Source organism: Chromobacterium sp. FG89, from assembly GCF_057808735.1.
This window is the reverse complement of record NZ_JBMDIQ010000006.1, coordinates 86,868-109,099: the sequence shown is the minus strand read 5'-3', so window position 1 is coordinate 109,099 and position 22,232 is coordinate 86,868. Positions and strand designations below refer to the sequence as shown.

Here is a 22,232-nt window from a genome sequence, read left to right as displayed (position 1 = left end):
GCCGCCCGGCAGGCGGTTTCGCCGTTCCGCGCAACAGCGCCCCTCCCCTTCGCCGCCCTGTCCGGTCATGCCATTGCGTTAATTCAAACAATTGTTTTACATTGGAGCGCCATAAGAGCCGCACAACAACAAGCTGCGTCCGCAGCCGCGTCTACAACGCATCAGAGGGGCACTCCATGTCGATTCAAACCATCACCGAATGGTTCATCCCGGACCGCGTCCGCCTATCCCCGGAACAGGCGATCCGCGGCCGCACCGTCGTCGGCGTCGGCCTGCTGGCCGGTCTGGTGGCGCCGCTGTTCGCCGTCGAATACCTGCAACTGGGCCACCGCGCGATGGCCGCCGGCATCGCGCTAGGCGGCCTGGGCCTGCTGCTGGGGCCGCTGCTGCTCAAGCTCAGCGGCGCGGTGCGCTTCAGCGCGGAATTCATCACCAGCTGCATGTACGCGATGGTGTGCTGGATGGTCTACGTCAACGGCGGCATCCAATCCACCAGCATTGTCTGGTTCGCCGCCATTCCCTTCACCGCCGTCTTCGTCGCCACCCGCGTCTCCGGCATGGTCTGGCTGGCGCTGACCGCGGCCGCCATCGGGCTCTTCCTGTGGCTGAGCGCCCGCGGCCTGCTGCCGGCCAACCCGATTCCCCACGCGGAAATCCCCAAGCTGCAAGCCAAGTCTCTGGCCGGCCTGTCCCTGGTGGTGCTGGCCCTGGCGCTGGCTTTCGACAAGGCCAAGGTCAAAAGCTTCGAGAAACTGGAAAGCGCGCGGCGCGAGGCCGAACAGGCGCAACAGGCGATGCGGCAGCTGATGGCCCAGCTGACCCAGTCCATCCAGGCCGCCTCCAGCGCCAGCCGCGACATCGCCGGCAGCACCGGCAATATGGCCGACACCATGGCCAGCCAGCGCGAACGCTCCGAGGACATGGTGGTGATCGCCCAGCAGATGGCGGTGGTCACCAGCCAGAACGCCGAGCAATCGGTAACCGCCACCCAGCTGGCGCACACCGCGGGCCAGGCGGCCTTGGGCGGCGGCGAGGCGATGGACCAGGCGGTGCGCCAGTTGAGCAAGGCCGGCGAGGTGATTGCGCTGGCCTCCGGCCGGCTGGAACAATTGGGCGAACGCAGCGCCGAGGTCAGCGGCATCGTGCAGCTGATCCGCGACATCGCCGACCAGACCAATCTGCTGGCGCTCAACGCCGCCATCGAGGCGGCGCGCGCCGGCGAGCTGGGCCGCGGCTTCGCCGTGGTGGCCGACGAGGTGCGCAAACTGGCCGAGCGCACCCAGAACGCCACCCTGGACATCGAGCAGAAGATCCGGCTGATCGTCGACGGCACCAATCAGGCGCTGGTGGCGATGCGGGACGGCAATCAGCAGATGCGGACCGGCCGCGACCATTCGGTGGACGCCCAGCAAAAACTCTCCGGCATCATCCGCGAAACCGGCGAGCTGGCCAGCCTGCTCAGCCAGATGTCTCAAGCGGAAGCCAATCAGAACCAGGGTTTCGCCCAGTTCGCCCACGACATCACCGCGGTGGGCGAATCCACGCGCAGCCTGTCCGGCGAAACCCAGGCCATCGCCGACGCCATCGCGCGGCTGGATCGCTTGCTGGTGGAACTGGGCCAAAACACCCGCCACCTGCAGCCGCACACCGCCGAGGCATGAAAAACGCCGGCCCCGGGCCGGCGTCGTCCTTTGGACTGGCGAACGCCCTTACTGCGGCAACTCGCTATTGCTGAACACCTCCAACTGCACCTGCTTGACCCGCTTGTCCGCGGCCAGACGCTGCTGCAAGGACAGCAGCTCGGCCTGGGCCGGCGCGTCGAACACCACCACGCTCTGGGTGCGGTAGCGCACGCTCAGGCTGTGATCGCGCGCCAGCGCGGCCTCGTCGCGCGGCGAAGCCAGCTTCACCATCACCACGCCGCTGACCTTGGACGGCGCCAGTTCGCCTTCGGAACGCAGCACGTCGCCGCGCTTCAGCGTCGCGCCGCCTTCGCTCGCCGCCGAGCGGGCGCTGACGCCCAGCGGCAGCTTGCCGGCCGGCGCCGCTTGTTTGTAATAAGTCTTGCCGTTGATCACCAGCGGCTGACCGCCCGGCTTCTGCTTGAAGGACGGAACGTCGGCGGCTTGGGCGCCGGCGGCCAGGGCCAGCAGGCCGGCCAGAATCAGGGAATGTTTCATCGTTATGCTCCTTTGTGGCCGATGAAGCGGATGGACCAAGACCGCAGGGTGCCGGCGGCGTTGGGCAGGCTCAGCGTGCGCTGACCCTGAGCGTCGCGGTAGTCGTAATAGTACTCGGCGCCGTTGGTGTCGATCACGCGCAGCCGCCATTGGCCGCGCGCCGATTCGCCGTAGAAGTGGTTGGACAACAGGCGCTGCTGGTTCAGGCCGTAGCTCTCATTCACCAGGCCGGTGCGCGGCGACAGCAATACCGAGCGGGTGCCGGCCGGCGAGATCAGCTCCACCGCCAGGTCGTTGGCGCGGCCGTGTTTCGCGTCCACCAGCACCTGCACCGCTTCCACCGTCAAATCCTCGGCATGGGTGTACGCGCTGTCCAGGCCGGCTTCGCTGGCGTCCGGAATCGCCTTCATCACCGACACCGTCTGCCAGCGCGTCTTTTCCAGCGCCGTCAGCGGCTTGTGATTGCGGCCCAGTTCCACCGCCTTGTCCACATCGATCAGGCCGAAGCCGTAGAACGGGTGGAAAGCGAGGCCGGCGGCGTTGTTCTGCCATCCCGGCAAAGCCTGGTAGCTGTGCGCGCCGCCCTTGGCGTCCTTGAACGCCAGGGTCACGCCTGCATGATTGGCGTCCACTTTGCGCGCCGATTTGATCAGCAGATCGCGCACATCGCGCGCGCTCAGATTGGGATACGCCGACATCAGCACCGCAAACGAACCGGAGGCGGCCGGCGCCGCGGCGGAAGTGCCGTTCATGGTGCCGCGGTAATCGCAATTCGGGTCCAGCGCAGTGCCGCCGTGCAACTGATTGGTGGACGGGCGCAGCGTGGAGTTGGAACCGCGGTCGCAACCCACCAGATCGGTGGTCACCATCGCCGGGCTGGCGGTGCCGTACTCGCCGCCCGGCGAGGTCAAGAGCACGTTGGCGCCCACTGAGGAGTAGGACGAGCGCACGCCGTCGGCGTTCAAGGCCGACACCACCACGTTCCAGTAATTGCTGTTGTCGGTGGTCAGGTTGGAGTCCTGGATCGGCAGGCCGTCGTTGCCGGCCTTGGCCAAGACATAAGTAGGCTTGCCGTCGTCGTCAGAGCCGGACTGGAAGCTGACGTAGGCGTTGCCCGCCGACTTGACGAAGACCGCGCCCTTGCCGCCGTTGCTGCGCAGGCTGACGTCCTCGTGCGCCTCGTCGCGCACCCGCAGCGTCATATCGGTGTCCGGATTGCCCGGGATCGAGCGGATCGCCGAGCTGCCGTAGCTCTGGTTGAACACGCGGGAGAGGGTGGACGACTGGCCGGCGCTGTCGCTCGGCGACTTGCCGTGAGACAACATCCAACCGGCGGTGGTTTGCGCCTTCAGCCAGTTGAAGCCGTTCAGGCTGGCCGCCGGCGCCACGCCGCGGCCGCCCAGATTGTTGAAACCCACCGCGGCGGCGATGCCGGCCACGGCCGTGCCGTGGCTGTCGGTGGCCGAGCTGGGGGTCGGGTCGTCGCTATTGTTGGCCAGGTTCTTGGAACCGGGCACCACATTGCCCGCCAGGTCCGGATGGCGGATTTCCAAGCCGTCGTCGATGACGGTCACCGTCACGCCGCGGCCTTGGATGCTGCGCGAATGGCTGAGCGCCAGGTTCAGATCGATGCCGGCCACGCCGCCGCGTTGCGAAAACGCGTTCTGCCCCGTGTTTTGCAGGAACCATTGCTGGGACACCAGCGGATCTCCCGCTTGCAAGGGCGTTGCGGCCTGACCGGCCAGGGACGCCAGGGCCAGCGAAACCGCGCCCACCGTGATATGGATACGCATTGCATCTCCTAAGTGTCGAAACTGCTGTCGATAGGGAACAACCGCCGTGAGTCCGGGGCTGCCACCCCATCGCTCCCGGCCATTCGCCGCCGCCTGCCAGCGGCGGTGAAATCCTCGGTTCTTCGCCGGCGCCCAAACCCGGAACACTAGCCGCCCTGCTCCGGGCGCCATGCGGCGAACCTGCGTCGGCGCTCGCGCCGGGCCGCCGAGGCGGCGTCCGTCGCCGCGTTCAGCCGGCCCAAGCGGCGCCTGCCTAAGCAGTGAATCATCAAAACCAAAAATGCCAAAGTCCTATTTATTTTTATCGTATATAAAAACTTCATAATACAAAATGCAATAATTCCCATTCGCAAATATGACAACACGAAGCAACAAAGCCCGAAAAATCTTGTCAAAATCAACCGCTTAGCAGGGAAAGAACTAGACAAGCCATCGCCAGCCACGCCGCGAGCGGCCAGCCGAAAGCGCCGCCGGACCGGTGGGCGGGCGTCAGGATTTGTCAGACAGAAGCGCTAGGGAAGGGAAAAAAAAGGAACAAAAAAACGCCCCGGACGGGGCGTTTTGATTGGAAGGCGATGCCGGCGCGGGTTTTAGTCGCGCTCGCCGGCGAAGGCCAGCAGCAGTTGCAGCAAGCTGGTGAACAGATTGTAGATGCTGATGTAGATGGACAGCGCGGCGGAAATATAGCTGTCCTCGCCGCCGTCCACCACCACCTTGACCTGCCACAGAATCATCAGCGAGCTGAACAGCGCGAAGGCCGCCGAGATCATCAGATGGAAGGCCGGCATGCGCAGGAAGATGTTGGCCACCACCGCCACCATCAGCACGATGGCGCCCACGGTCAGGAAGTTGCCCAGCCCGCTCAGATCGCGCTTGGTGGTGGTGGCGATGCCCGCCATCACGAAAAACACCAGCGCGGTGGCCGCGCCCGCGGTCATGATCAGCTGGCCGCCGTTGGAAAACTTGAACGCCAGTTGCAGCAAGGGCCCCAACAGCAAGCCCATCAGGAAGGTGAAGCCCAGCATCAGGAACACGCCGGCCGAGCTGTAGCGGTTTTTCTCGATGGCGAACACCAGGCCGTAAAACACGGCCAGGATCGCCAGCATGCCGATGATGGGGCTGCCGGCCAGGAAGCCGAAATTCATATTGGTGCCGACGATGGCCCCCATCACCGTGGGGATCATCGACAAGCCCAGCAAACCATAAGTATTGCGAAGAACCTTATGGCGTACCTCGGCCATACCGGTCGTCTGATAGGCCGTCTCAAGGTTCGGGTGCATAATTAAGCCTTTCTCCAAAGGGATTTTTATCAAATTGTACCGACAGTGACCGCCGCCGTGGCAATAAGTTTCCAGGCGGGCCGGCTTGCGCCGGGAAAGCGCTTCGGGTATTCTTGCACTCCCTTGCAAATTAGGGCTTCTGGCCGGATTTGCAAGCGGCATCAAAGCGAAAGTGGCGGAATTGGTAGACGCACTGGATTTAGGTTCCAGCGCCGCAAGGCGTGAGAGTTCGAGTCTCTCCTTTCGCACCATCTCCTGGTTTTAGCTCCTAGCGGCGCAGCGCCGCGACCCTCCCCTTAAAAACCCGCACAGCGGCGATTTTCCGCGTCCGGAATCATCACGCGCGCGCCGCAAGACACTGTCGTTTTGCGCCATCGCCTGCCCGCTTCGCGTGCTGGACGCTGCAAACGCAAACACGCCACGCCATGAGAAACGCCCCCGAAACCGTTACGCTTCAAGGGCGTCAAGCCGGACACCGGCCGCGCGCAAACCCGCCGCCGCATCAGCTCGCGGCGGCCGCCTGCTTGTCCATCATGATTTTCAGAATCTGCACATCGGTCTGCACCATGCCCTGGCTGGCCAGCTTGCCCAGGTTGGCGATGGAGGCGTCCAGTTCGCACTCGACGATGCCGTCGCTGCCGGCCACGCACACGCCGTCCAAGGCCATCAACACCGCCTTGTAGGCGGAGCCGGCCGAGGTGGACACCTTCATCGCGCAGCTATTGGACGCGCCGTCGCAGATCATGCCGGCCAGGTCGCCTATCATGCTCGAAATGGCCATGCCGGCCACCGCGTAGCCGCCGCCCAACAGATGGGCCATGCCCGCCGCCGCGCCCATGGACGCGGTGGTGACCGCGCACAGCGCGGACAGCTTGGGCAAGCGGGCGTGGATGTAAATCGCCATCAAGTGAGACAGCATCAGCGCCCGCGTCAGGGTTTCCCGGTCGGCGCCGACGTGCTCGGCCACCACCACCACCGGCATGGTGGCGGCGATACCCTGGTTGCCGGAACCGGAATTGCTCATCGCCGGCAGGGTGGCGCCGCCCATGCGGGCGTCGGACGCCGCCGTGGTGCGGGTGAGAATGCGGGTCAGCAGATTATCCGACAGCAAGCCGGCGCTCACCTGCTTGTGCAAGGTCGCGCCGATATGCAGGCCGAACTGCCCTCCCATGCCCGCCCGCGACAGCGCCTCGTTCAAGGTGGCCGCCTCGTGGATGAAGTCCATGGTCTCCAGCGGCGCCTGGGTGGCGAAGTCGTAGACATCCCGCGCCGTCGCGTCGGAAAAGTCGTACGCGGCGCCGGCCTGGCCGGAGGTCTCGAGTTCAGCGCGGAACAACGCCGCGCCATTGCGTTCGATCAGCACCACATGGGTGTGCGAATCGGCGATGCAGACGCGGGCTGTCTCCTCGCCGGCGAAAACCCGGGCTTCCGAATAGAGGATGTTGGGCACGTCCGCGATGCTCAGCGTCACGCGATGCTCGGCGAGCATGCGCTTGGCCGCGTCCACCGTTTCGCCGCTCAAACCCTTGAGCACTTCCAGCTTGCCGTCCGGATCGCCGCCCAGCGCGCCCACCGCGGCGGCGATCTGCAGGCCCACGGCGCCGGTGCCCGGCACGGTCACGCCCATGCCGTTCTTCATCAGATTGGGCGATACCCGCGCCTCGATGCGCTCAGGCGCGCGGCCCAGCGTCTTGGCGGCGATGGCACAGGCCAGGGCCAATGAAATCGGCTCGGTGCAACCCAGCGCCGGCGCCACTTCCGCGCGCGCCGCCTTGACGAACTTCGGCCACAAATCAGTGTTGAGAGTCGATGTACACATGGTGATTACGCTTTCCAATCAAATTAAATCAAAGTCTTGCCGCCGCCCGCAAAATGGAACGGCGGCGGAAATTCAGGAGAAGGCCAGGAAGGGCGACACGCACAACAGCAGGCCGGTGGCGATGATGATCTTGAGCGCGCCGCCCTTGTATTTGTGCAGGAAGGGCACTTGGTAGACCAGGTAGGCCGGGATCAAGCAGCCCACCAGGCCGAAGACCGGACTGCAGATCGAGGTGAAACTCAGCACCGGCGCGTTCAGCACGATGGCGCCCCAGGACAGCAAAATGGTGAACACCATGATGCCCTTGGCCACCCAATCCGGACGGATGCGCTCCTCCGGCATCGCCCGGCGCAGCAGATTCATCGCCAGGCCCTGGCAGGCCTCGCGGAAGCCCAGATAAACGCCGAAGTACGCGGTCATCACCGCGAAAATATTCAGGATCAGGCTGAACAGCTTGACCATATCGCCCGGCATGCTGCTGGCCACCATGGCCAGGGCCGAGATGTTTTCATGCGAGGCCTTGACCGCCTGCTCATGCCCCATCGCCAGAGTGAAGGACACCGCATAGAAAAAGACGGTGACGAAGAGGATGCCAAAGGCGATGTTCATCGCCCGCATCGCCTTGTATTGCGCCACCTTGCGCGACTTTTCCCGCGCGCGGTAGGAAATCACCATCGGGCTCAGGCTCTGGATGAACAGAATGGAGGTCAGCGTGAACGGCAGCATGATGATGGCGTCCTTGATCAGGCTGCCCACGGATGGGAAAGCGCCCACATTGACCAGCTTCCATTCCGACACCATGGCCAGGCCCAGCACCGCCACCACGCCCAGCTTGGTCAACACCATGCCGGTGGAAATCTTGAACAGCAGTTGCTCGCCTCGGGAGGCCAGCGCCACCAATAGACAGATCAGGCCCAGTCCGTAGAAGGGGTTGGCGGACAACAAGGTCTCGGTGACGCCGAAGCTGTGCAGAAAGGAGGCGCTGTCGTTGGTGATGGCGGTCGAATACACAAAGACCCAGATCACCAACATGATGAAGTACAACGCGCCCAGCAAAATGCCCCAGTTCTTGCCCAGGTAGCCGCTGATCACGCTGGGGTAGTCCTTGCACTCGGGGGACTCCGCCAGGGTGTTGATGAACAGACGCTGAAACAGATACATCGCCGGATAGCCGATGACGGACGACAGCAGGAAAACCCACAAGCCCATCAGCCCCACCTGCACCGGTAGGAACACAATGCCGGCGCCTATCGCCATGCCTATGCTCATCACGACCCAACCGCGGTCGATGCCGTCGAAACGCACCGCCTCCCGCCACTCCGCCTCGCTCATTCCCGCGCGCTCGGCAGCGCTTGCCCTGGGCTTGACGCCCACCTGGGTGATGTCCATACTCGTTGATCCTTTAGTGGTTTCAATGCTGTCCCAAGCGCTCCGGCGCCAACCGGATGCTTGGATGTCCCCGCCGCGCAGCGCCAACAGCGCGGGAAGGGACGACGGACGCGAATCAGAAGCCCTCAGTCACGACACTGCTTCAGATAGCGGTAAAGCGTGGGCTCGGAAATCTCCAGCGCCTGCGCGGCCTTGCCGACGAATCCGCGGACGGAAAACAAGCCGCGCTGATTCAATTCCCGGATCGCCTCCAATTTTTCATCGCCGGACAAGCGCGCCGGATCGATCGCGTATTGCTCCAACACGCTTTGCATGATGCCCACGCCCACATCGTCGATACCCTGCGACAGCGTTTCCTGGTGCGGATCGTGAGACAGTTCCGCCGGCAGCAGCGCCTGCACCGCTTCCAGCGCGCGCTTGTAGCGGCTGTCGTCGGAGTTGACGCAAAGCATGGCCTGCGCGCGGCCGGCGTCGTCCTTGATCACCAGGGTGGACGAGCGCAGCGATACGCCGCTCCGGGTCTTGCTGCGGTAGTTCAGCCGGTAATCCTCGCCGCCCTTGCCGGAACACTCCCGCGCCATGCTCAAGGCGAGATCGGTGGCCGGCGCGCCGACGCTGCGGCCGGACACATGCCCGTTGCGGATGATTTTGAGCGAAGCGCTGGGATTGGACAGATCGTGCACCGCCACCTCGCTGTCCGGCCCCAACAGGGCGGATACGAAGTCGGCGAGCACTTCGGCGTCTAGATGCAGTTTCATGGCGATGACAAAAAAATTATCACGGCGAGATTCTATGCATCAGATTTCACCCATGTCATGCGCAACCACGAGCGTATTTGACGCGCGTCAAATTCGGCAAAACCGCCAGATTCCACCCTGGCGGCGCCCAAAGAAAAAACCCGCCGGCGCGGCGGGTTGCAGAATTCGGGTCAGATCTTCGGGCGCTCGCTTCACAAGGCCTCGTCGGCCAGCAAGCGCCTGGCGAACACCTCCACCGGCGTGTCCGGAATGAAGTCCAAACTCAGCCTCCCCTCCACCGCGAAGCCCAGTTTGCCCAGCACGCGCGCGGACCCGGCGTTGTCGGGGTGCACCAGGCCCACCAGCCTATCCAGCGCGTAGACGTCCCGCGCCAGACGCAGACAGGCGCGGCCGGACTCGGTGGCGAGGCCCAGGCCCCAGTACTCGGGCAGAAAGCGATAGCCCAGCTCCACCGCGTCCACCGCCGCCATGTATTTCAGGCCACTGAAGCCGATCACCTCGCCGCTGTCCTTCCACACGCAGGCCACTCGGCCGAAACCGTGTTTTTCGTAATCCGCCAGCGGGCCGTCGCGCATCGCTTGCAAAGCCTGTTCGCGCGAGCCGAAGGGCGTATTGCCGACATAGCGGATGGCCTCGGCCACAGTGCCGAGCCGGTAAAAAGCGTCCAGGTCGTTTTCGTCGAAGGGCCGCAGAATCAGGCGGCCGGTATCCATGGCTTGCATTGTTTATCCCCTTTATTCCCCGTCTCATGACGATGGAAACAATTTGCCAGCAATCCCCCGTCCTCGCCAGATTTTTTGCGCCGCAACAAATCCGCGCGGCAGCCGCGCCCGGCGGATCAACTGATATACTGTCGCTTTGATTTTCCCCGCCGCAGAACCCCGCCATGAACGATCTGTTTGCCAATGAACCGAAAAAACCGCTGGCTGAAGCGCTGCGTCCCGGCCGCCTCGACGAGGTGATCGGCCAGCGGCACCTGATCGGCCCCGGCAAGCCGCTGCGGCTGGCGGTGGAAGCGAGCACCCCTCACTCGATGATTCTGTGGGGCCCGCCCGGCGTAGGCAAAACCACGCTGGCGCGCATACTCGCCGCCAGCTTCGACGCTGAATTCATCCCGCTGTCGGCGGTGTTCTCCGGCGTCAAGGACATCCGCGAGGCGGTGGAGCGCGCGCACGCCGCGCTGCAGCGCTCCGGCCGCCACACCATTCTGTTCGTCGACGAGGTGCACCGCTTCAACAAGGCTGTCAAGTCATATATAAATCAACAGCTTAGAAGAGTCATTGTGCAGATTTTGGGGCTTCCCCATTGTTCGGAGGTGGTGAAGCATGGCTGATTTGTTCGCACAAGAGCCTTCTGCACCACTGGCTGAAGCCCTTCGCCCCAAGACCTTGGACGAGGTCATTGGGCAATCTCACTTGCTGGGTGAGGGCAAGCCGCTGAGACTGGCCTTCCAGTCGGGCAAGCCGCACTCCATGATCTTCTGGGGGCCGCCGGGTGTCGGTAAAACGACCTTGGCACGACTCACAGCCACTGCCTTCAAGTGTGAGTTCATCGCCTTGTCTGCTGTTCTCTCCGGTGTCAAAGACATCAGGGAAGCAATGGAACAGGCGAGGCAATATCTTGCTCAAGGCAAGAACACCATCTTGTTCGTGGACGAAATTCACAGGTTCAATAAGTCTCAGCAAGATGCTTTGTTGCCTCACGTGGAATCAGGGCTGTTCACCTTCATTGGAGCCACCACAGAGAACCCTTCCTTTGAGGTGAATTCGGCTTTGCTGTCGCGGGCTCAGGTCTATGTGCTGAAGTCGCTGACGGACGAGGAACTGAAGCAACTGCTTCAACGGGCTCAAGAGAAGGCCCTTGGTGAGCTGGAGTTTGACGACCTGGCGCGGGACACCATCATTGGCTATGCAGACGGTGATGCAAGACGGTTTCTGAACCTGCTGGAGCAGTGCAAAACGGCTGCTGGTGCTGCTGGTGTCCGCAAGATTGATGCTGACTTCATACAGAATGCCTTGTCCCTGAACGCGAGGCGTTTTGACAAGGGCGGGGACAATTTCTACGACCAGATTTCAGCCCTGCACAAGTCGGTTCGTGGCTCCCATCCTGATGCTGCCCTCTACTGGTTGACTCGCATGTTGGACGGTGGTGCTGATCCGCGGTATCTGTCCCGTCGCATCGTTCGTATGGCGTGGGAAGACATTGGCCTTGCCGACCCCAGAGCAATGCAGATAGCCAACGATGCAGCCTTGACCTATGAACGGTTGGGCAGTCCTGAAGGTGAGTTGGCACTTGGTCAAGCAGTCATCTATCTTGCTGTTGCCGCAAAAAGCAATGCTGGTTACAACGCCTATAACCAAGCTCGTGCGTTTGTGAAGCAGGATAAAAGCCGTGAGGTTCCTGTCCATCTTCGGAATGCACCAACAAAGCTCATGAAAGAACTAGGCTATGGGCATGAGTACCGTTATGCACATGATGAACCCAATGCTTATGCTGCTGGGGAAACCTATCTTCCCGATGGCATGCATGAACCCGGTTGGTATCAACCAACACCTAGAGGTCTTGAGATCAAGATCGGTGAGAAGCTGCTTCTACTGAAGAAGTGGGATGATGAAGCTAACAGGAACTGACAGGAAACCTTAAAGATGAGCAGCGCTTCAGCCGCCACCCGCTGGTGGGAAAACTATCTTGTTCGCTACTTCCTGCCTTCCGTGGCGGGAATGCTGATCATCCGATGGTTGGACTTGAATGCCAAGGATGCGATTTCCAACTACGTTCCGGTCTTTCTTCTGAAAGAGTGGAAGGACTTCGGTACCGCCCATCTGATCGTCTGGCTACTCTTCGGCTCTCTGTACTGCTATATCGCCTCATACCCCATTCTTGTCTTCCATGCGACCAGAGTCTTGGATTTCAAGGATAGGAAAGGCACGCTATCTGGAATCTGGCTCAGCCCCTATGGACATGCAGTTCTCTTCGCACTTGCAGCCTTTGCCGCAGCTTGGTTTGATTGGCTCTGGCTCGCCTTCGCCAGTGTGTCGGTCTTTGCGGCAGTTCAACTAGTTCGGCTCTACAAGGTATATGCCCGAAGAGAGCTGTTCGGATTCAGTCAAGGCTACGAAGCCAGTGTTGCATACGCCTATCTGAATAAACTTTCCAAAAGAAGAGGGGTAATTGAGGAAAAGAGCACCTGGGAAGATGATGAAGGCAACACCGCCGAAAAAACAGATTCAAGACTGGTGGATTTGGCCGAGTCGTACAAGCACCTGCGGGAGCATGGCAACACCGCATTTATCTTCCTGCTTGAACTTGCTCTCTGTCCTGTTTTCTTTATTGCACTGAAGCATCAAACGGGGTTGGTGGATTTTGCCTATGTGTCCATCCTTGTTCTGATCTGGATCGTCCCTTCGTCGCTTGTCCATCTGTTGGGCCAGCATCTAGAGCGGCGGTACTCTTTGTTTAATCATTGATGAAGTCGGGATAGCGTAATGGAGCAAGAGGAAAGCTTCTATGAGGATCGCTTTCTTGAAAGTGGGGCTGACACCTGTGCTGTAGCCCGGCTTGACAGAAGCGGCCGGGGTTAGAAGGTGATGTCTACGGTCAACTGGATCGCGGCCTACAACTACTTGTTCGCTTCACTCAACAGCAGCGAAAACAAGGATCTGTATGTCGGTGGTGCGACCTTCTGCCGCATGGTGCAGCAGGTCGATCCTGGTTCGCCAAGCTATCAGCAGTTGCTGCCGTTGAGGCAAAGCCAAGGAAAGTCCAATTCACGCAAGGACTTTTATTGGGACCTTATCCAAGGTCTTCCAGAGCCCAGCAGGTTCAGCCTCTATCGTGTCTTCATCAACCACATTGAGGTTCACGACAAGCCTGCGGCAGACAACATCAGGAACATCGTATTTGGTGGTGGCTATGCGGTGCCTACCACGGTGGTTCCCGTTGACCTCTGGAACTCGGAGAAGCTGAACAAGAGCCTCAAGGACATCGACCAAGCCATTGATGCCCACCACTACAACAGGGCAACGACGTTGAGCTACACCTGTCTTGAAGGGCTCTACAAGGCATATGTTCGCAAGCATGTTCCTGCCCAAGCTGCCCTGACGGACCTCATGCCGTTATGCAAGGTGGTGAAGGAGGACATCAGCAAGAAACTTCAGGCGCAAGGCCCGTTTCCTGTTGAGATCGTCAATGCCATGCCCACCTTGACCAATGCCATTGCAAACTCAAGGAACGGCTTCAGCGAGTCTCACTTTGGTGACGATTCCCAGCGGTGGCTGGCTCTCTTTGCTCGTGATCTGACCAATTCTATTGGTCGTCTCATGCTCAACTTCATATGATGAGAGCTTGATGACTTCTTCTAAAAAATGTGCGTTGTGTCCTGAGAATTTATCAGGAAAGAACAAGACGAAAGAGCACATCATTCCCAATGCAATTGGCGGTAGGAAGAAGACGACTGGATTCATATGCAACGACTGCAATAACAAGCGTGGTGAGGGCTGGGATGCAGAACTTGCAAGGCAACTTAACTGGTTCGCTTTGGCAGTCGGCATCAGTAGAGAGCGAGGCGAGCCGCCTAAGCAGATCGTGCAGACAGTGGAGGGTGATAAATATTGGCTGCTCAATGACGGCTCGTTCACACCGGAGAAGTCTACGTATTCAGAAAAGGATCTCGGAGGGAAGATCGAGATCAACCTGACCGCCAAGACCATTGAAGAGGCGAAGCAGCGGCTCAAAGGTATTTCTAGAAAGTATCCGAATTTTGATGTTGAAAAGGCTCTAAGTGAGCTGGAGGTAAAAACCAACTACTTGGATTCACCTCTTCACGTCAGCCTTTCGTTGGGAGGGCCAGAAGCTGGTAGATCATTGGTCAAGACGGCTTTCGCCTTTGCATCTGAATGCGGAGTGCCACACGCTCAATGCGAGAAGGCTCTGGAGTATCTTCTGAACCCTCAAGCGGAAGACAGCCCATTCGGATTTGCTTATCTATCTGACCTTGTTCAAGGAAGGCCCACGGACAGCATTTTTCATTGTGTGTCGTTGCATGGTGATCCGAAGAAAAAACGGCTCTGGTCTTACATTGAATACTTTGGCATCTTCAGGATTGTTGTTCTCCTGAGTGACCAGTATGCAGGCTCATACAGGAACGAGATTTACACCGTCAATCCAGTAGATGGGGAGCGGGTCGCCGTCAAGGTGAATCCTCAAATCAGCGAAGAAGAATTTTCATCCCTGATGAGGGGTGAAGGCTTTGACCAGGAAAAGCATAAGGCAGCAGCGGACTATGCTTTACCAATTATTCTGGCTAGAGGTCAGAGCAGAGCCTTAGAGCGAGCCGTTAAAGAGGGCTTTGATCATGCTGCCAAGAGTCTTGGAATAAAAGAGAACGAGATTATTCCGAAAGAGAAGGCTGCTGAGTTTACTGGTTTTATGATGGAGAAAATTTCTCCATACATTGAACACCTGGTTCGTGGTGGGCGAAGAAATGACCAGCACTAAATCATCGGCCAGCGGCAGTAAGCTGCTGCTCGTGGACCTTGAGAACAAGCACAAGGTCGACCTATCCCCTTTGGATGAGAGCTTCAGAGCCATCATCTTCGTCGGCGCCAACCAGAACCATCCCAGGGCTTCCAAGAAGCCAGCAACAGCCCATAGGTTCAAGCGGGTGGACTTCCTGAAAATTTCAGGTGCTGGCAAGAATGCCTTGGACTTTCACATTGCCTTTGAACTCGGCAGAACCTTTGAGACAGCCCCTGACACCCAATGCTTCGTGCTCAGTGGAGACAAGGGCTTTGATCCCTTGCTGAACCACCTGAACAGCAACGGTATGAGTTGCAAGAGGGTGGAAAGCATTGCTGAGCTGGTCCCGGTCGACGTGCTGCCTGTGATTGCTCCCGATGTGGTTGTCTGCCCTCACTGTAAGAAGGCCAGCACGATTGAACATCATGGTGGTCAGTGGTGTACGAACTGCGGAAGGTTCGCCACGGCGCCAGATCCCAGGCTGCTGCCATCCAATCAGAAGGGCTGCCGTGAGCCCGAGCGAGATCGGTATGACGGCACGGTCATCTATGCGGTGTGTGGCTGGTGTCACCAGAAGACCGACATGACTGGCGGAATCTATGACGATGGCGAATGGATGTGTGGCGGGTGCATCAGCCGCTATGCGAGATAGGTGCAGACATGCCAAAACAAGAATTCAAGCACATTGCCTATGCAGATTTGAACTCCCCTCAGAAGGAGAGCTACAACTTCCACAAGATTGCCGCCCGGTTGGCTGACTATGGATTTAACTGCATTCCACTCAACGATGATTGGCTAGGTGCGGATTTTATTGCTAGTCATGTTGATGGAAGGACCTTTTTGAAAGTTCAGCAGAAGGGCCGTTTTGAAGTCAATCGTAAATACTGCGGGAAGGATCTCTATGTCGCCTTCAGAAGCGGAGATGATGTCTATGTCTATCCGCATGACGCCATGATGGAAAAGCTGATTGAGTGGGGGAAGACTAAAGGAAGGCTTGTTGAAACAGAGTCATGGAAAAAGGGAGGATTCAGTTGGAAGAATCCAACCAAAGAACACTTGGCACTCTTGCAGCCATACAGATTCGATACTCCTTCAAAGAAATGATGAAGATTGAAGTTAAGTTCATATGAATTTGACTGACGAAAAGAAGAAAGCACCCCATTGGGCGCTTTTTCATATCTTTTGGATCTTTGTTTTCGGTGTTTCCTTGGGCGCGAGCTTGGCTTCCAGTCTCTGGTTGGTGGATAGCTTCATAAGTTCGTGATCAAGCTGCTTTTCGTTCAGAATGTTCAGTATATATAGGTCAATGTACTGAAGAGCCTGCTCAACGTTCTTCATCATGAAGCCTGGTGCTTGGCTGAAGTAGTCGTAGTTGATGATGTCGCCAATCCAATGCTTCACAGAGATTTTTCCTAGCTTCTGATTTCTGATGGCTATCTCCTTGGGGGACATCTCTGGGGCAATTGGGTTGATGGCAATGAATCCCTCTCGTACGAAATTCTTCAAGGGCTGTTCTTGTGCAAAATAGTTGTCAGCCAAGGATATATAGTGCTCACCAAAGTAGTCTTTGGTTAGATGGCTGCATTTGAAGTGCTCTTGCATGGCATGAAAGCTGGCAGTGTCTGCATTCCTCTTCAGATAGACGGTTAGTTCTTTCTTGAAGTATTTATAGGCTGTCTTGTCAGCAAGTTTCCAATCCCAGTAACCATCCTTCGTCTTCTTTGGAATGGGAATTTCATCTGGGGAAAGGTTTCTCAGAAAAAGTGATACCAAACGATCAGGAGAAAATCCCGTGGTTGTTTGTATGACAGCCAACTTGCAAATGTTTTTCTTTATCAGCCTGTACGTGTTGTTTTTCTTCTTGATCATTAAATTCTCCTGTTGCTGTACATCTAGAAGAAGAATTTATATTGTCAAGTTAAATTCATATGAATTTAACTATTTAATAGGATGGAAATAAAAATGCACCCGAAGGTGCTTTATATGTTTGTTAGTTTGTTTGGATCTTTGGCTTGCAGCTTCTTTTTCTCAAGTTCAAGATTTAATGCAATTAGCTTTGCTTCTAAGGCTGCAAGCTGGCTCCTGATCTGGGAAGCTCTTCTACCCTTGGCACTGACCAGCGAAAGGAGAAGGCTGTGGTACTGCATGGAGAGATTGCCGATCTGTGCTTCAAGTCCACCAACTGCTGCACCAACACCTATGACACTAGATAGCGGCCCTTCACGATCTCGCTCGTCTTGCTGGCGGGCCACCTGGTGTGGAAGGTTGGCTGTCGGTAGCTTCAATGCGGGATTGGCCTGTTCCTTCAACTGGGTAAGCTGTTCCTTGAGAGTGCTGCGGATCTCTTTGTCATGCACTGGCTGGACCTTCTGATCCTGTTCATCCTGGCGGCGTGCTGCGCGGTGTGGAAGATTCGCAGTCGGTAGCTTGTTGGCCCTGGAAGGTCGTTTCGCACCAAGCTTAGGGGTGAGGTAGCGGCGCTGATTGAAGGCTGTTCTGGCGCGGATACCGGCGATCAGCTTCTCCTGCTGATCCTTGGCTTCTGCTGGGGTTAGGAACTTCGGAAGCTTGGACTCGTGGTGCTCTGTCACGAGTGCGGCGTAATCGCTGTCCTTGGAAAACAGTGGTCCCTTCAGACGGGTGTTCCTGCCAGCACCAGGTAGGCGAACGGTGACGAACTCGCTACCAACAGCCTGCACATCAAGTCCGTGGCGTTTCATGTAGCCAATCAACTGATTGCGGTTGCTGATGGTGCCATTGACGATCTCGCTATGAAGGACTTTGGCAAAATCATTCTTTGCATTCTTGTCCTTCTTCCCATTGGGTGATTTGGTCTCAAACGGTTTCAAGGCGATCTTGAGTGGATCGGGCACCACCTGAGCGAAGCCGAAGTTGTCATTCATCACAGCAGAAAAGGCATTGAAGAACTCAATGTTCTTCTGGCCGGGTGGATGAATGTTTAACTGAGCCCCACTAGACAACTCTGTATTGGCAACAAGGAAGTGAAGCTCAAGGTTGCCCTTATCGCGGTGCATGACCCAGAAGTCGGCGAAATTTTCATCCACCTTCAAGCCTGGTAGGACGGTAGATCTGAAAGTTTCAATTAGTGTGGTGATCTGCTCTGGTGTGACGGACTGGGATTCAAGACCATCACGAAAGGCGATGACGCCAGAGGTGTACTTGTGCTGCCTTTTCGTGGCATTGGCGATCTCGGCGAAGGTAGTTGGATCGCCAAAAATAATTTCAGGCATGACTGATCGCTTCTTGCCTTCATGATCGGTATCGCTGAGTAAGTATCTAACGGCTGATTCGGAACCTCCTTTGCCTGTTGGAAAAATAGTGACGTTCATATCTTTTTCTTATTTTCGTTGTGCCTTGGTTCAAGGGTGGATTGAAGCTTTTCGTACAAATTTTTCTTGTCAAGCCATTGATTGAACTCTTGTTCCGTTAGTGATTTGCCATGTAAGAACCACTCCCTTGTTCCATCACTTCTTTCGACGGCAGGACCGTCTTCACGATGTAGCTCACCCATTTGGTACCAAAGGTGCCAGGTGCCATCTTTATGTTCAATAGCAGGCCCACCCTCACGATGCTGAATTCCGTATTGGAGCCAAAACCTGACACCATCATTTCTTTCAATAGCAGGGCCGTCTTCACGATGTAATCGACCATTTAAGAACCAACAAACTCTATCCATTTCTTCATATCTTCCATTTCTCATATTTTCCTCGCTTTGAAGATTCCTTCTCACCGAGGTTGGATTCAAGCTTTTCCTTAAGTGTTTTTTTCTCAAGAAAGTGACCGTACTCCGCTTGAGAGTATTGACGTCCGTGAACCCAGTATTCATGTGGCTTTCCCTCAAGAAGAACAGCAGCTCCATCATCTCGATGCAAGACTCCGTTGCGGTAATACTTGGTGTAGATCTCAACCGAAGTGATGCCGGTTTCATAATTGGTAGTGATAAGGTTGAAATCGGCTATGCCTGAAAACTCCTCTGGTAACTCTTTTGTGGTGCTCATTTCTTCCCCCTGAATAGCTCTGCAATGGTGCTCACTCCTTCCTGGATCTTGGTGAGTTCGGAGAACATGCCTTCTGTGGTGCTGTTCCACATCTTCATGCGGTTCAGAGAACGAGCAATCTGATTGATGTTGCTGCCGATTTTTCCAAGAGAAGCCAAAAGCTGAACACGCAACTTGTGCTCTGCTTTGGTTTCTTGGTTGGCTTGATCGTGCGTTGGAAGCAGAACAGAACGGGCCCAGATTGCTGTGGAAGAAGCGCCTGCTTCTGAGGCACGTTGTTGGAGTGCCACCCATTCTTCAGATGTGAACCTGATTTCAAATCGCTTGCTGCGAATTTTTCTGTTGGCTTCTATGCCAGTCTGGCCCGCTCTTCTTTTAAGAGTTGGGTCTTTTTCTTTTTGTGGGTATCCCATAGGGAGCCTCCTTTGTTCTTATTTTTATCGAGCCTCGCGCAGCAGCGGGTGTGGGTGAAGCCCACGATATTCAAACCTAAAGTTAGCCCAAAGGGATATACGTAGGATTGATTGACCTTGCTTAAAGTTCTTTTCCCTGTTTTTTCGGTTTTAGAAGGGGTTAAAGTAACGGTGCTTATAAATACCTTAGCAGGATCAAAAGCGAAGTCAACGATCATCAGCAGTATGAGCTGATGTTTTATGACTGAAAAATTTGATGTTTAAAACGCGACGTTTGTCATCAGCAATAAAATCAATGGAAGATGACGTCGCTATGAGACATGAGGCAGATTCATCATATATGTGTTCATGCGACATGAGACCGATGAGTCATCTATGTAGCTATGCGACATGAAGCCAATGTGAGATGGTGCATTGGATGTTGACTTCACATGAAAATACGTTTCAATAATTCATGGTCAAAAGGAGAAAAATAATCATGACAAAAAGAAGCGTAAAGAATCCAAGAAACACAGTACGAATAGGTCCACGTATGTCCAGAGGCTTGTATCAATTGGCTAAATACGTCTATGGCATCAAGGGGGGGGTGAATTTTGAAGATCAGCTTGAAGAGTTGATCGAAAAGGACCTTGACTATCAGATGAGACAGAAGTGGTTTCTCAATGCCACTTCTGGAAAGGAGGGGCAGTACTTTGAGAAATTGAAAAAGACAGTCAGTGACGCGGAAGGGTTTCATCCGTCAAGCGATGGAAGTGATTTCGACTCAAATAATGTAAATGCCTCTGGTGAAGATGAGTGATGAATTTTCGATACGATAAGAACACTGTAAGCACTCAATCTGACTTGCAAATATCCGTCGCAGATTTGAGAGATGTAATTCAAGCTTTCGGCATTCCAGATGAGTCCCAAAGGCTTAAGGAGCTTCAAGTAGTGCTTGAATCTATCGTGCGAAAGAATCGACTGAAGGCAGGTGCTTTGACTGTTGAGTGATTGACCTGCATCGCACACGCCTTGTGGCGGCCCCGGCCTCACGTGGTTAAGGAACGACGAGGCGTTCTCACTGGCGTGCCCACCCTCTGAGAACATTGCCTGGATCGATGCTCGCAAGGTACAATTTGGTAGATGATTGATGGTCTTGCTAGAGCCCATCTAACCTTTATTTAGTGGAGCATCGATGGCAAGAATCAATCTAAGAAAGTTCATCGCTGAACACTATAAAGGTGGTGTTAGTGCTCGTGACGTGATTAGAGAGGCATTGACCAACTCTATTCATGCGGGAAGCAAACAAATTTCAGTTGATCTTCATTTCTCGGAGAAGCAGCAAGAACTCACTCCGGGCACTGAAGAAAGAAGAGTGCTTGAAACAATTACCATTGTTGATGATGGTGAAGGTTTTACCCCTGAAAATCTGAACTTCTTTGATGAAGTTTGCACAGGCCACAAAGACAGCATCGGTGGTAAAGGTGTGGGCCGACTGGCATTCCTCAAATATGCCAAGTCCGTCAAGATCAGGAGCCAGCTTTCCAGTGAACTTGTGGAGTTTGACTACACGCCGGAATTCAAGCTTGACGATGTTAGGAAGTCGGCTGTTGATGGCACAGTCAGCACCAGCATTACGTTGATGGAGCTAAAAGAGAAGATCAACACGCAAGTGACCAAGTTGGTAAATGCGATTTGTGACGATCTTCGGCTTCTTCTATTCCTCAAGCATCAGGCCGGTCATAGCATCACTCTGAAGTTCACTCACAACTCAAGACAGCCTTTTGATGAGAACTACATCTTTTCGGGTGAAGCTATTAAGGCTGAGTTGACGCGAGAGTTTGAATTTTTAGATCAGAAATTCAACTGCTACTTGTTTAGGGATGAGCCGCCAAGAAAAGGTATCGTGGCGATGCTTTGTGCTGATGAGCTATGTATTGAAGAATACGTCATCAGCAAACGATTTGATATTTGCCGTCATCTGATCTTCGTTACTTCGGACTACTTCAACAAGCGATCCAACATTGAACGTCAACGGCTAGAACTTCCTAAGACCGATGAAGATGTTGATATGGTTTCGCCCATCAGCCGTGAGAAGCTGACGCCTCGTATCCACGAGGAATGCATGAAGATGATTGATGAAGCCGCTGAAGGTGACGTCGATCAGTTCAAGAATCAAAACGTCGACAAGCTCAAGAAATACTATCCCTTCATAAAACTCGATTCTTTGGGTGGCAATGCTGCTCTGCTGGATGCGGATGAGGTCGTGAAAACCTACAGAGCCCAGCAAGCCAGAAGGGAAGATCAGCTTATCGATGCGCTGGAAAGCGGTCGTCCAGTGTCTTGGGATGATGTGTCCCACCTGGCGAGCGAAGACCTAGCTCGGTTCATTGTTCATCGGGCTTTGGTGATTGATTCACTTGCCAAGATGCCTCCCAGCAGCGCAGAAGATGCCTTGCACAATGCGATCTTGCCCAAGCGAAGCGATGGTAGTGAAATCCGAGAGAACAATGTCTGGTTGGTAGACGACAAATTCCTGTCCTACTCCAATATCTATAGCGACGAGACACTAGCCAAGATCATTGAAGAAGTCGGGCAGGTAGTTGCCGAAAAGCAGAACCGTCGTCCTGATGTTGCCGCTTTCTTCTCCAAGGATGATGAGAACCACCCCAACAAACTGGTGATCATTGAGTTTAAGAAGCCGGGTGCGGACATCTTTGAGAACAACAAGGCTCTCATGCAATGCAGGCTCTATGCCAGTGAGCTTGCAGACAGAATTCCTACCGTGCTAGAAGTGTTCGCCTTCTCAGTGGTGGAAATCGATGATGCCTTTTATAGAGACATGAAGCAAACGGGCTTCAAGGATGTCTTCTCCTTGAATGACAGAGTTGTCTACAATGATTTCCTCATTGGCAGCAACAATGAAATTCCCCTGCATCTGTATGTCATGCCCGCTTCCGCATTGATCAAAGATGCGAAGGCGCGCAATAGAGTCTTTGAAGAGGTCTTGCAGTTCGATGTGGCCAAGTAGTAGGTTTTCCGTCGACCTGCTTTATTTTCAAGTCTGATCCAGGCTTGGAAATGA

General features: G+C 55.8%; 22 protein-coding genes and 1 tRNA gene. 11 read left to right on the top strand and 12 right to left on the bottom strand.

The genetic code is table 11. The features are described 5' to 3' along the window. The first annotated feature begins 176 nt into the window (after positions 1-176). Entirely contained in the window at positions 177-1,661 is a 1,485-nt protein-coding gene (locus ACODRW_RS08045) for a methyl-accepting chemotaxis protein (RefSeq protein ID WP_107800095.1), read from the top strand. 48 nt (positions 1,662-1,709) lie between these two features. Here ACODRW_RS08045 and ACODRW_RS08040 read toward each other — a convergent pair whose 3' ends face one another. The 3 genes from ACODRW_RS08040 to ACODRW_RS08030 all read right to left on the bottom strand — a co-directional run bounded on the left by ACODRW_RS08040 (position 1,710) and on the right by ACODRW_RS08030 (position 5,253). Beyond that, positions 1,710-2,180 carry a hypothetical protein gene (locus ACODRW_RS08040; protein ID WP_107800096.1) on the bottom strand — a complete coding sequence of 157 codons (471 nt, stop codon included), beginning with the start codon at positions 2,178-2,180 and terminating at the stop codon, positions 1,710-1,712. A gap of 2 nt (positions 2,181-2,182) precedes the next feature. Further along, complete coding sequence (locus ACODRW_RS08035) at positions 2,183-3,973, bottom strand: S8 family serine peptidase (RefSeq protein ID WP_227104284.1); 1,791 nt, start codon at positions 3,971-3,973, stop codon at positions 2,183-2,185. A gap of 590 nt (positions 3,974-4,563) precedes the next feature. Next, entirely contained in the window at positions 4,564-5,253 is a 690-nt protein-coding gene (locus ACODRW_RS08030) for a Bax inhibitor-1/YccA family protein (protein WP_039753556.1), read from the bottom strand. A 166-nt stretch (positions 5,254-5,419) separates the two neighbouring features. Here ACODRW_RS08030 and ACODRW_RS08025 point away from each other — a divergent pair. Then, positions 5,420-5,504, top strand: a tRNA-Leu gene (locus tag ACODRW_RS08025). 251 nt (positions 5,505-5,755) lie between these two features. On the opposite strand, the gene ACODRW_RS08020 is transcribed toward ACODRW_RS08025, so the two are convergent. The 4 genes from ACODRW_RS08020 to ACODRW_RS08005 all read right to left on the bottom strand — a co-directional run bounded on the left by ACODRW_RS08020 (position 5,756) and on the right by ACODRW_RS08005 (position 9,941). Beyond that, complete coding sequence (locus ACODRW_RS08020) at positions 5,756-7,072, bottom strand: L-cysteine desulfidase family protein (RefSeq protein WP_107798641.1); 1,317 nt, start codon at positions 7,070-7,072, stop codon at positions 5,756-5,758. A 72-nt stretch (positions 7,073-7,144) separates the two neighbouring features. Continuing rightward, a complete protein-coding gene (locus ACODRW_RS08015) occupies positions 7,145-8,461 on the bottom strand; it encodes an SLC5/6 family protein (protein WP_488905496.1) in 1,317 nt (438 codons plus the stop codon). A gap of 125 nt (positions 8,462-8,586) precedes the next feature. After that, positions 8,587-9,219 carry a helix-turn-helix transcriptional regulator gene (locus tag ACODRW_RS08010; protein WP_235087437.1) on the bottom strand — a complete coding sequence of 211 codons (633 nt, stop codon included), beginning with the start codon at positions 9,217-9,219 and terminating at the stop codon, positions 8,587-8,589. A gap of 191 nt (positions 9,220-9,410) precedes the next feature. Beyond that, positions 9,411-9,941, bottom strand: a complete 531-nt coding sequence (locus ACODRW_RS08005) for a GNAT family N-acetyltransferase (RefSeq protein WP_486635593.1) — start codon at positions 9,939-9,941, stop codon at positions 9,411-9,413. Positions 9,942-10,105: 164 nt separating this feature from the next. Here ACODRW_RS08005 and ACODRW_RS08000 point away from each other — a divergent pair, with 164 nt between their 5' ends. From ACODRW_RS08000 to ACODRW_RS07970, 7 genes are all read left to right on the top strand, one after another. Further along, positions 10,106-10,552, top strand: a complete 447-nt coding sequence (locus tag ACODRW_RS08000) for an AAA family ATPase (RefSeq protein WP_488905495.1) — start codon at positions 10,106-10,108, stop codon at positions 10,550-10,552. Beyond that, a complete protein-coding gene (locus ACODRW_RS07995) occupies positions 10,545-11,849 on the top strand; it encodes a replication-associated recombination protein A (RefSeq protein WP_488905494.1) in 1,305 nt (434 codons plus the stop codon). Before ACODRW_RS08000 ends, ACODRW_RS07995 begins: the two co-directional genes overlap by 8 nt. Before the next feature lie 15 nt (positions 11,850-11,864). After that, a complete protein-coding gene (locus ACODRW_RS07990; RefSeq protein ID WP_488905493.1) occupies positions 11,865-12,686 on the top strand; it encodes a hypothetical protein in 822 nt (273 codons plus the stop codon). A 120-nt stretch (positions 12,687-12,806) separates the two neighbouring features. Then, positions 12,807-13,556 (top strand): hypothetical protein, encoded by a 750-nt coding sequence (locus tag ACODRW_RS07985; RefSeq protein WP_488905492.1) that lies wholly within the window; start codon positions 12,807-12,809, stop codon positions 13,554-13,556. A 10-nt stretch (positions 13,557-13,566) separates the two neighbouring features. Beyond that, positions 13,567-14,715: an HNH endonuclease gene (locus ACODRW_RS07980; protein ID WP_488905491.1), complete on the top strand. Its 1,149-nt coding sequence runs from the start codon at positions 13,567-13,569 to the stop codon at positions 14,713-14,715. Continuing rightward, positions 14,702-15,388, top strand: a complete 687-nt coding sequence (locus ACODRW_RS07975) for a PIN domain-containing protein (protein WP_488905490.1) — start codon at positions 14,702-14,704, stop codon at positions 15,386-15,388. The genes ACODRW_RS07980 and ACODRW_RS07975 overlap by 14 nt, the downstream gene beginning before the upstream one ends. 8 nt (positions 15,389-15,396) lie before the next feature. Continuing rightward, positions 15,397-15,840 (top strand): hypothetical protein, encoded by a 444-nt coding sequence (locus ACODRW_RS07970; RefSeq protein WP_488905489.1) that lies wholly within the window; start codon positions 15,397-15,399, stop codon positions 15,838-15,840. A 69-nt stretch (positions 15,841-15,909) separates the two neighbouring features. Here the strand turns inward: ACODRW_RS07970 and ACODRW_RS07965 are convergent, their stop codons facing one another. From ACODRW_RS07965 to ACODRW_RS07945, 5 genes are all read right to left on the bottom strand, one after another. Then, the gene (locus ACODRW_RS07965) at positions 15,910-16,605 is read right to left on the bottom strand and encodes a hypothetical protein (protein ID WP_488905488.1); all 696 of its coding nucleotides are present in this window, start codon (positions 16,603-16,605) and stop codon (positions 15,910-15,912) included. A 110-nt stretch (positions 16,606-16,715) separates the two neighbouring features. Further along, a complete protein-coding gene (locus ACODRW_RS07960; RefSeq protein ID WP_488905487.1) occupies positions 16,716-18,086 on the bottom strand; it encodes a relaxase family protein in 1,371 nt (456 codons plus the stop codon). Next, on the bottom strand, positions 18,083-18,457 hold the full coding sequence (locus ACODRW_RS07955) for a hypothetical protein (RefSeq protein WP_488905486.1): 375 nt from the start codon (positions 18,455-18,457) through the stop codon (positions 18,083-18,085). The genes ACODRW_RS07960 and ACODRW_RS07955 overlap by 4 nt, the downstream gene beginning before the upstream one ends. Continuing rightward, complete coding sequence (locus ACODRW_RS07950) at positions 18,438-18,755, bottom strand: hypothetical protein (protein ID WP_488905485.1); 318 nt, start codon at positions 18,753-18,755, stop codon at positions 18,438-18,440. The genes ACODRW_RS07955 and ACODRW_RS07950 overlap by 20 nt, the downstream gene beginning before the upstream one ends. Then, positions 18,752-19,168 carry a plasmid mobilization protein gene (locus ACODRW_RS07945; RefSeq protein WP_488905484.1) on the bottom strand — a complete coding sequence of 139 codons (417 nt, stop codon included), beginning with the start codon at positions 19,166-19,168 and terminating at the stop codon, positions 18,752-18,754. The genes ACODRW_RS07950 and ACODRW_RS07945 overlap by 4 nt, the downstream gene beginning before the upstream one ends. 478 nt (positions 19,169-19,646) lie before the next feature. Here ACODRW_RS07945 and ACODRW_RS07940 point away from each other — a divergent pair, with 478 nt between their 5' ends. Both ACODRW_RS07940 and ACODRW_RS07935 read left to right on the top strand, forming a co-directional pair. Continuing rightward, on the top strand, positions 19,647-19,967 hold the full coding sequence (locus ACODRW_RS07940; RefSeq protein WP_488905483.1) for a hypothetical protein: 321 nt from the start codon (positions 19,647-19,649) through the stop codon (positions 19,965-19,967). A 375-nt stretch (positions 19,968-20,342) separates the two neighbouring features. Continuing rightward, the gene (locus tag ACODRW_RS07935) at positions 20,343-22,178 is read left to right on the top strand and encodes an ATP-binding protein (protein ID WP_488905482.1); all 1,836 of its coding nucleotides are present in this window, start codon (positions 20,343-20,345) and stop codon (positions 22,176-22,178) included. Positions 22,179-22,232 lie beyond the last annotated feature (54 nt).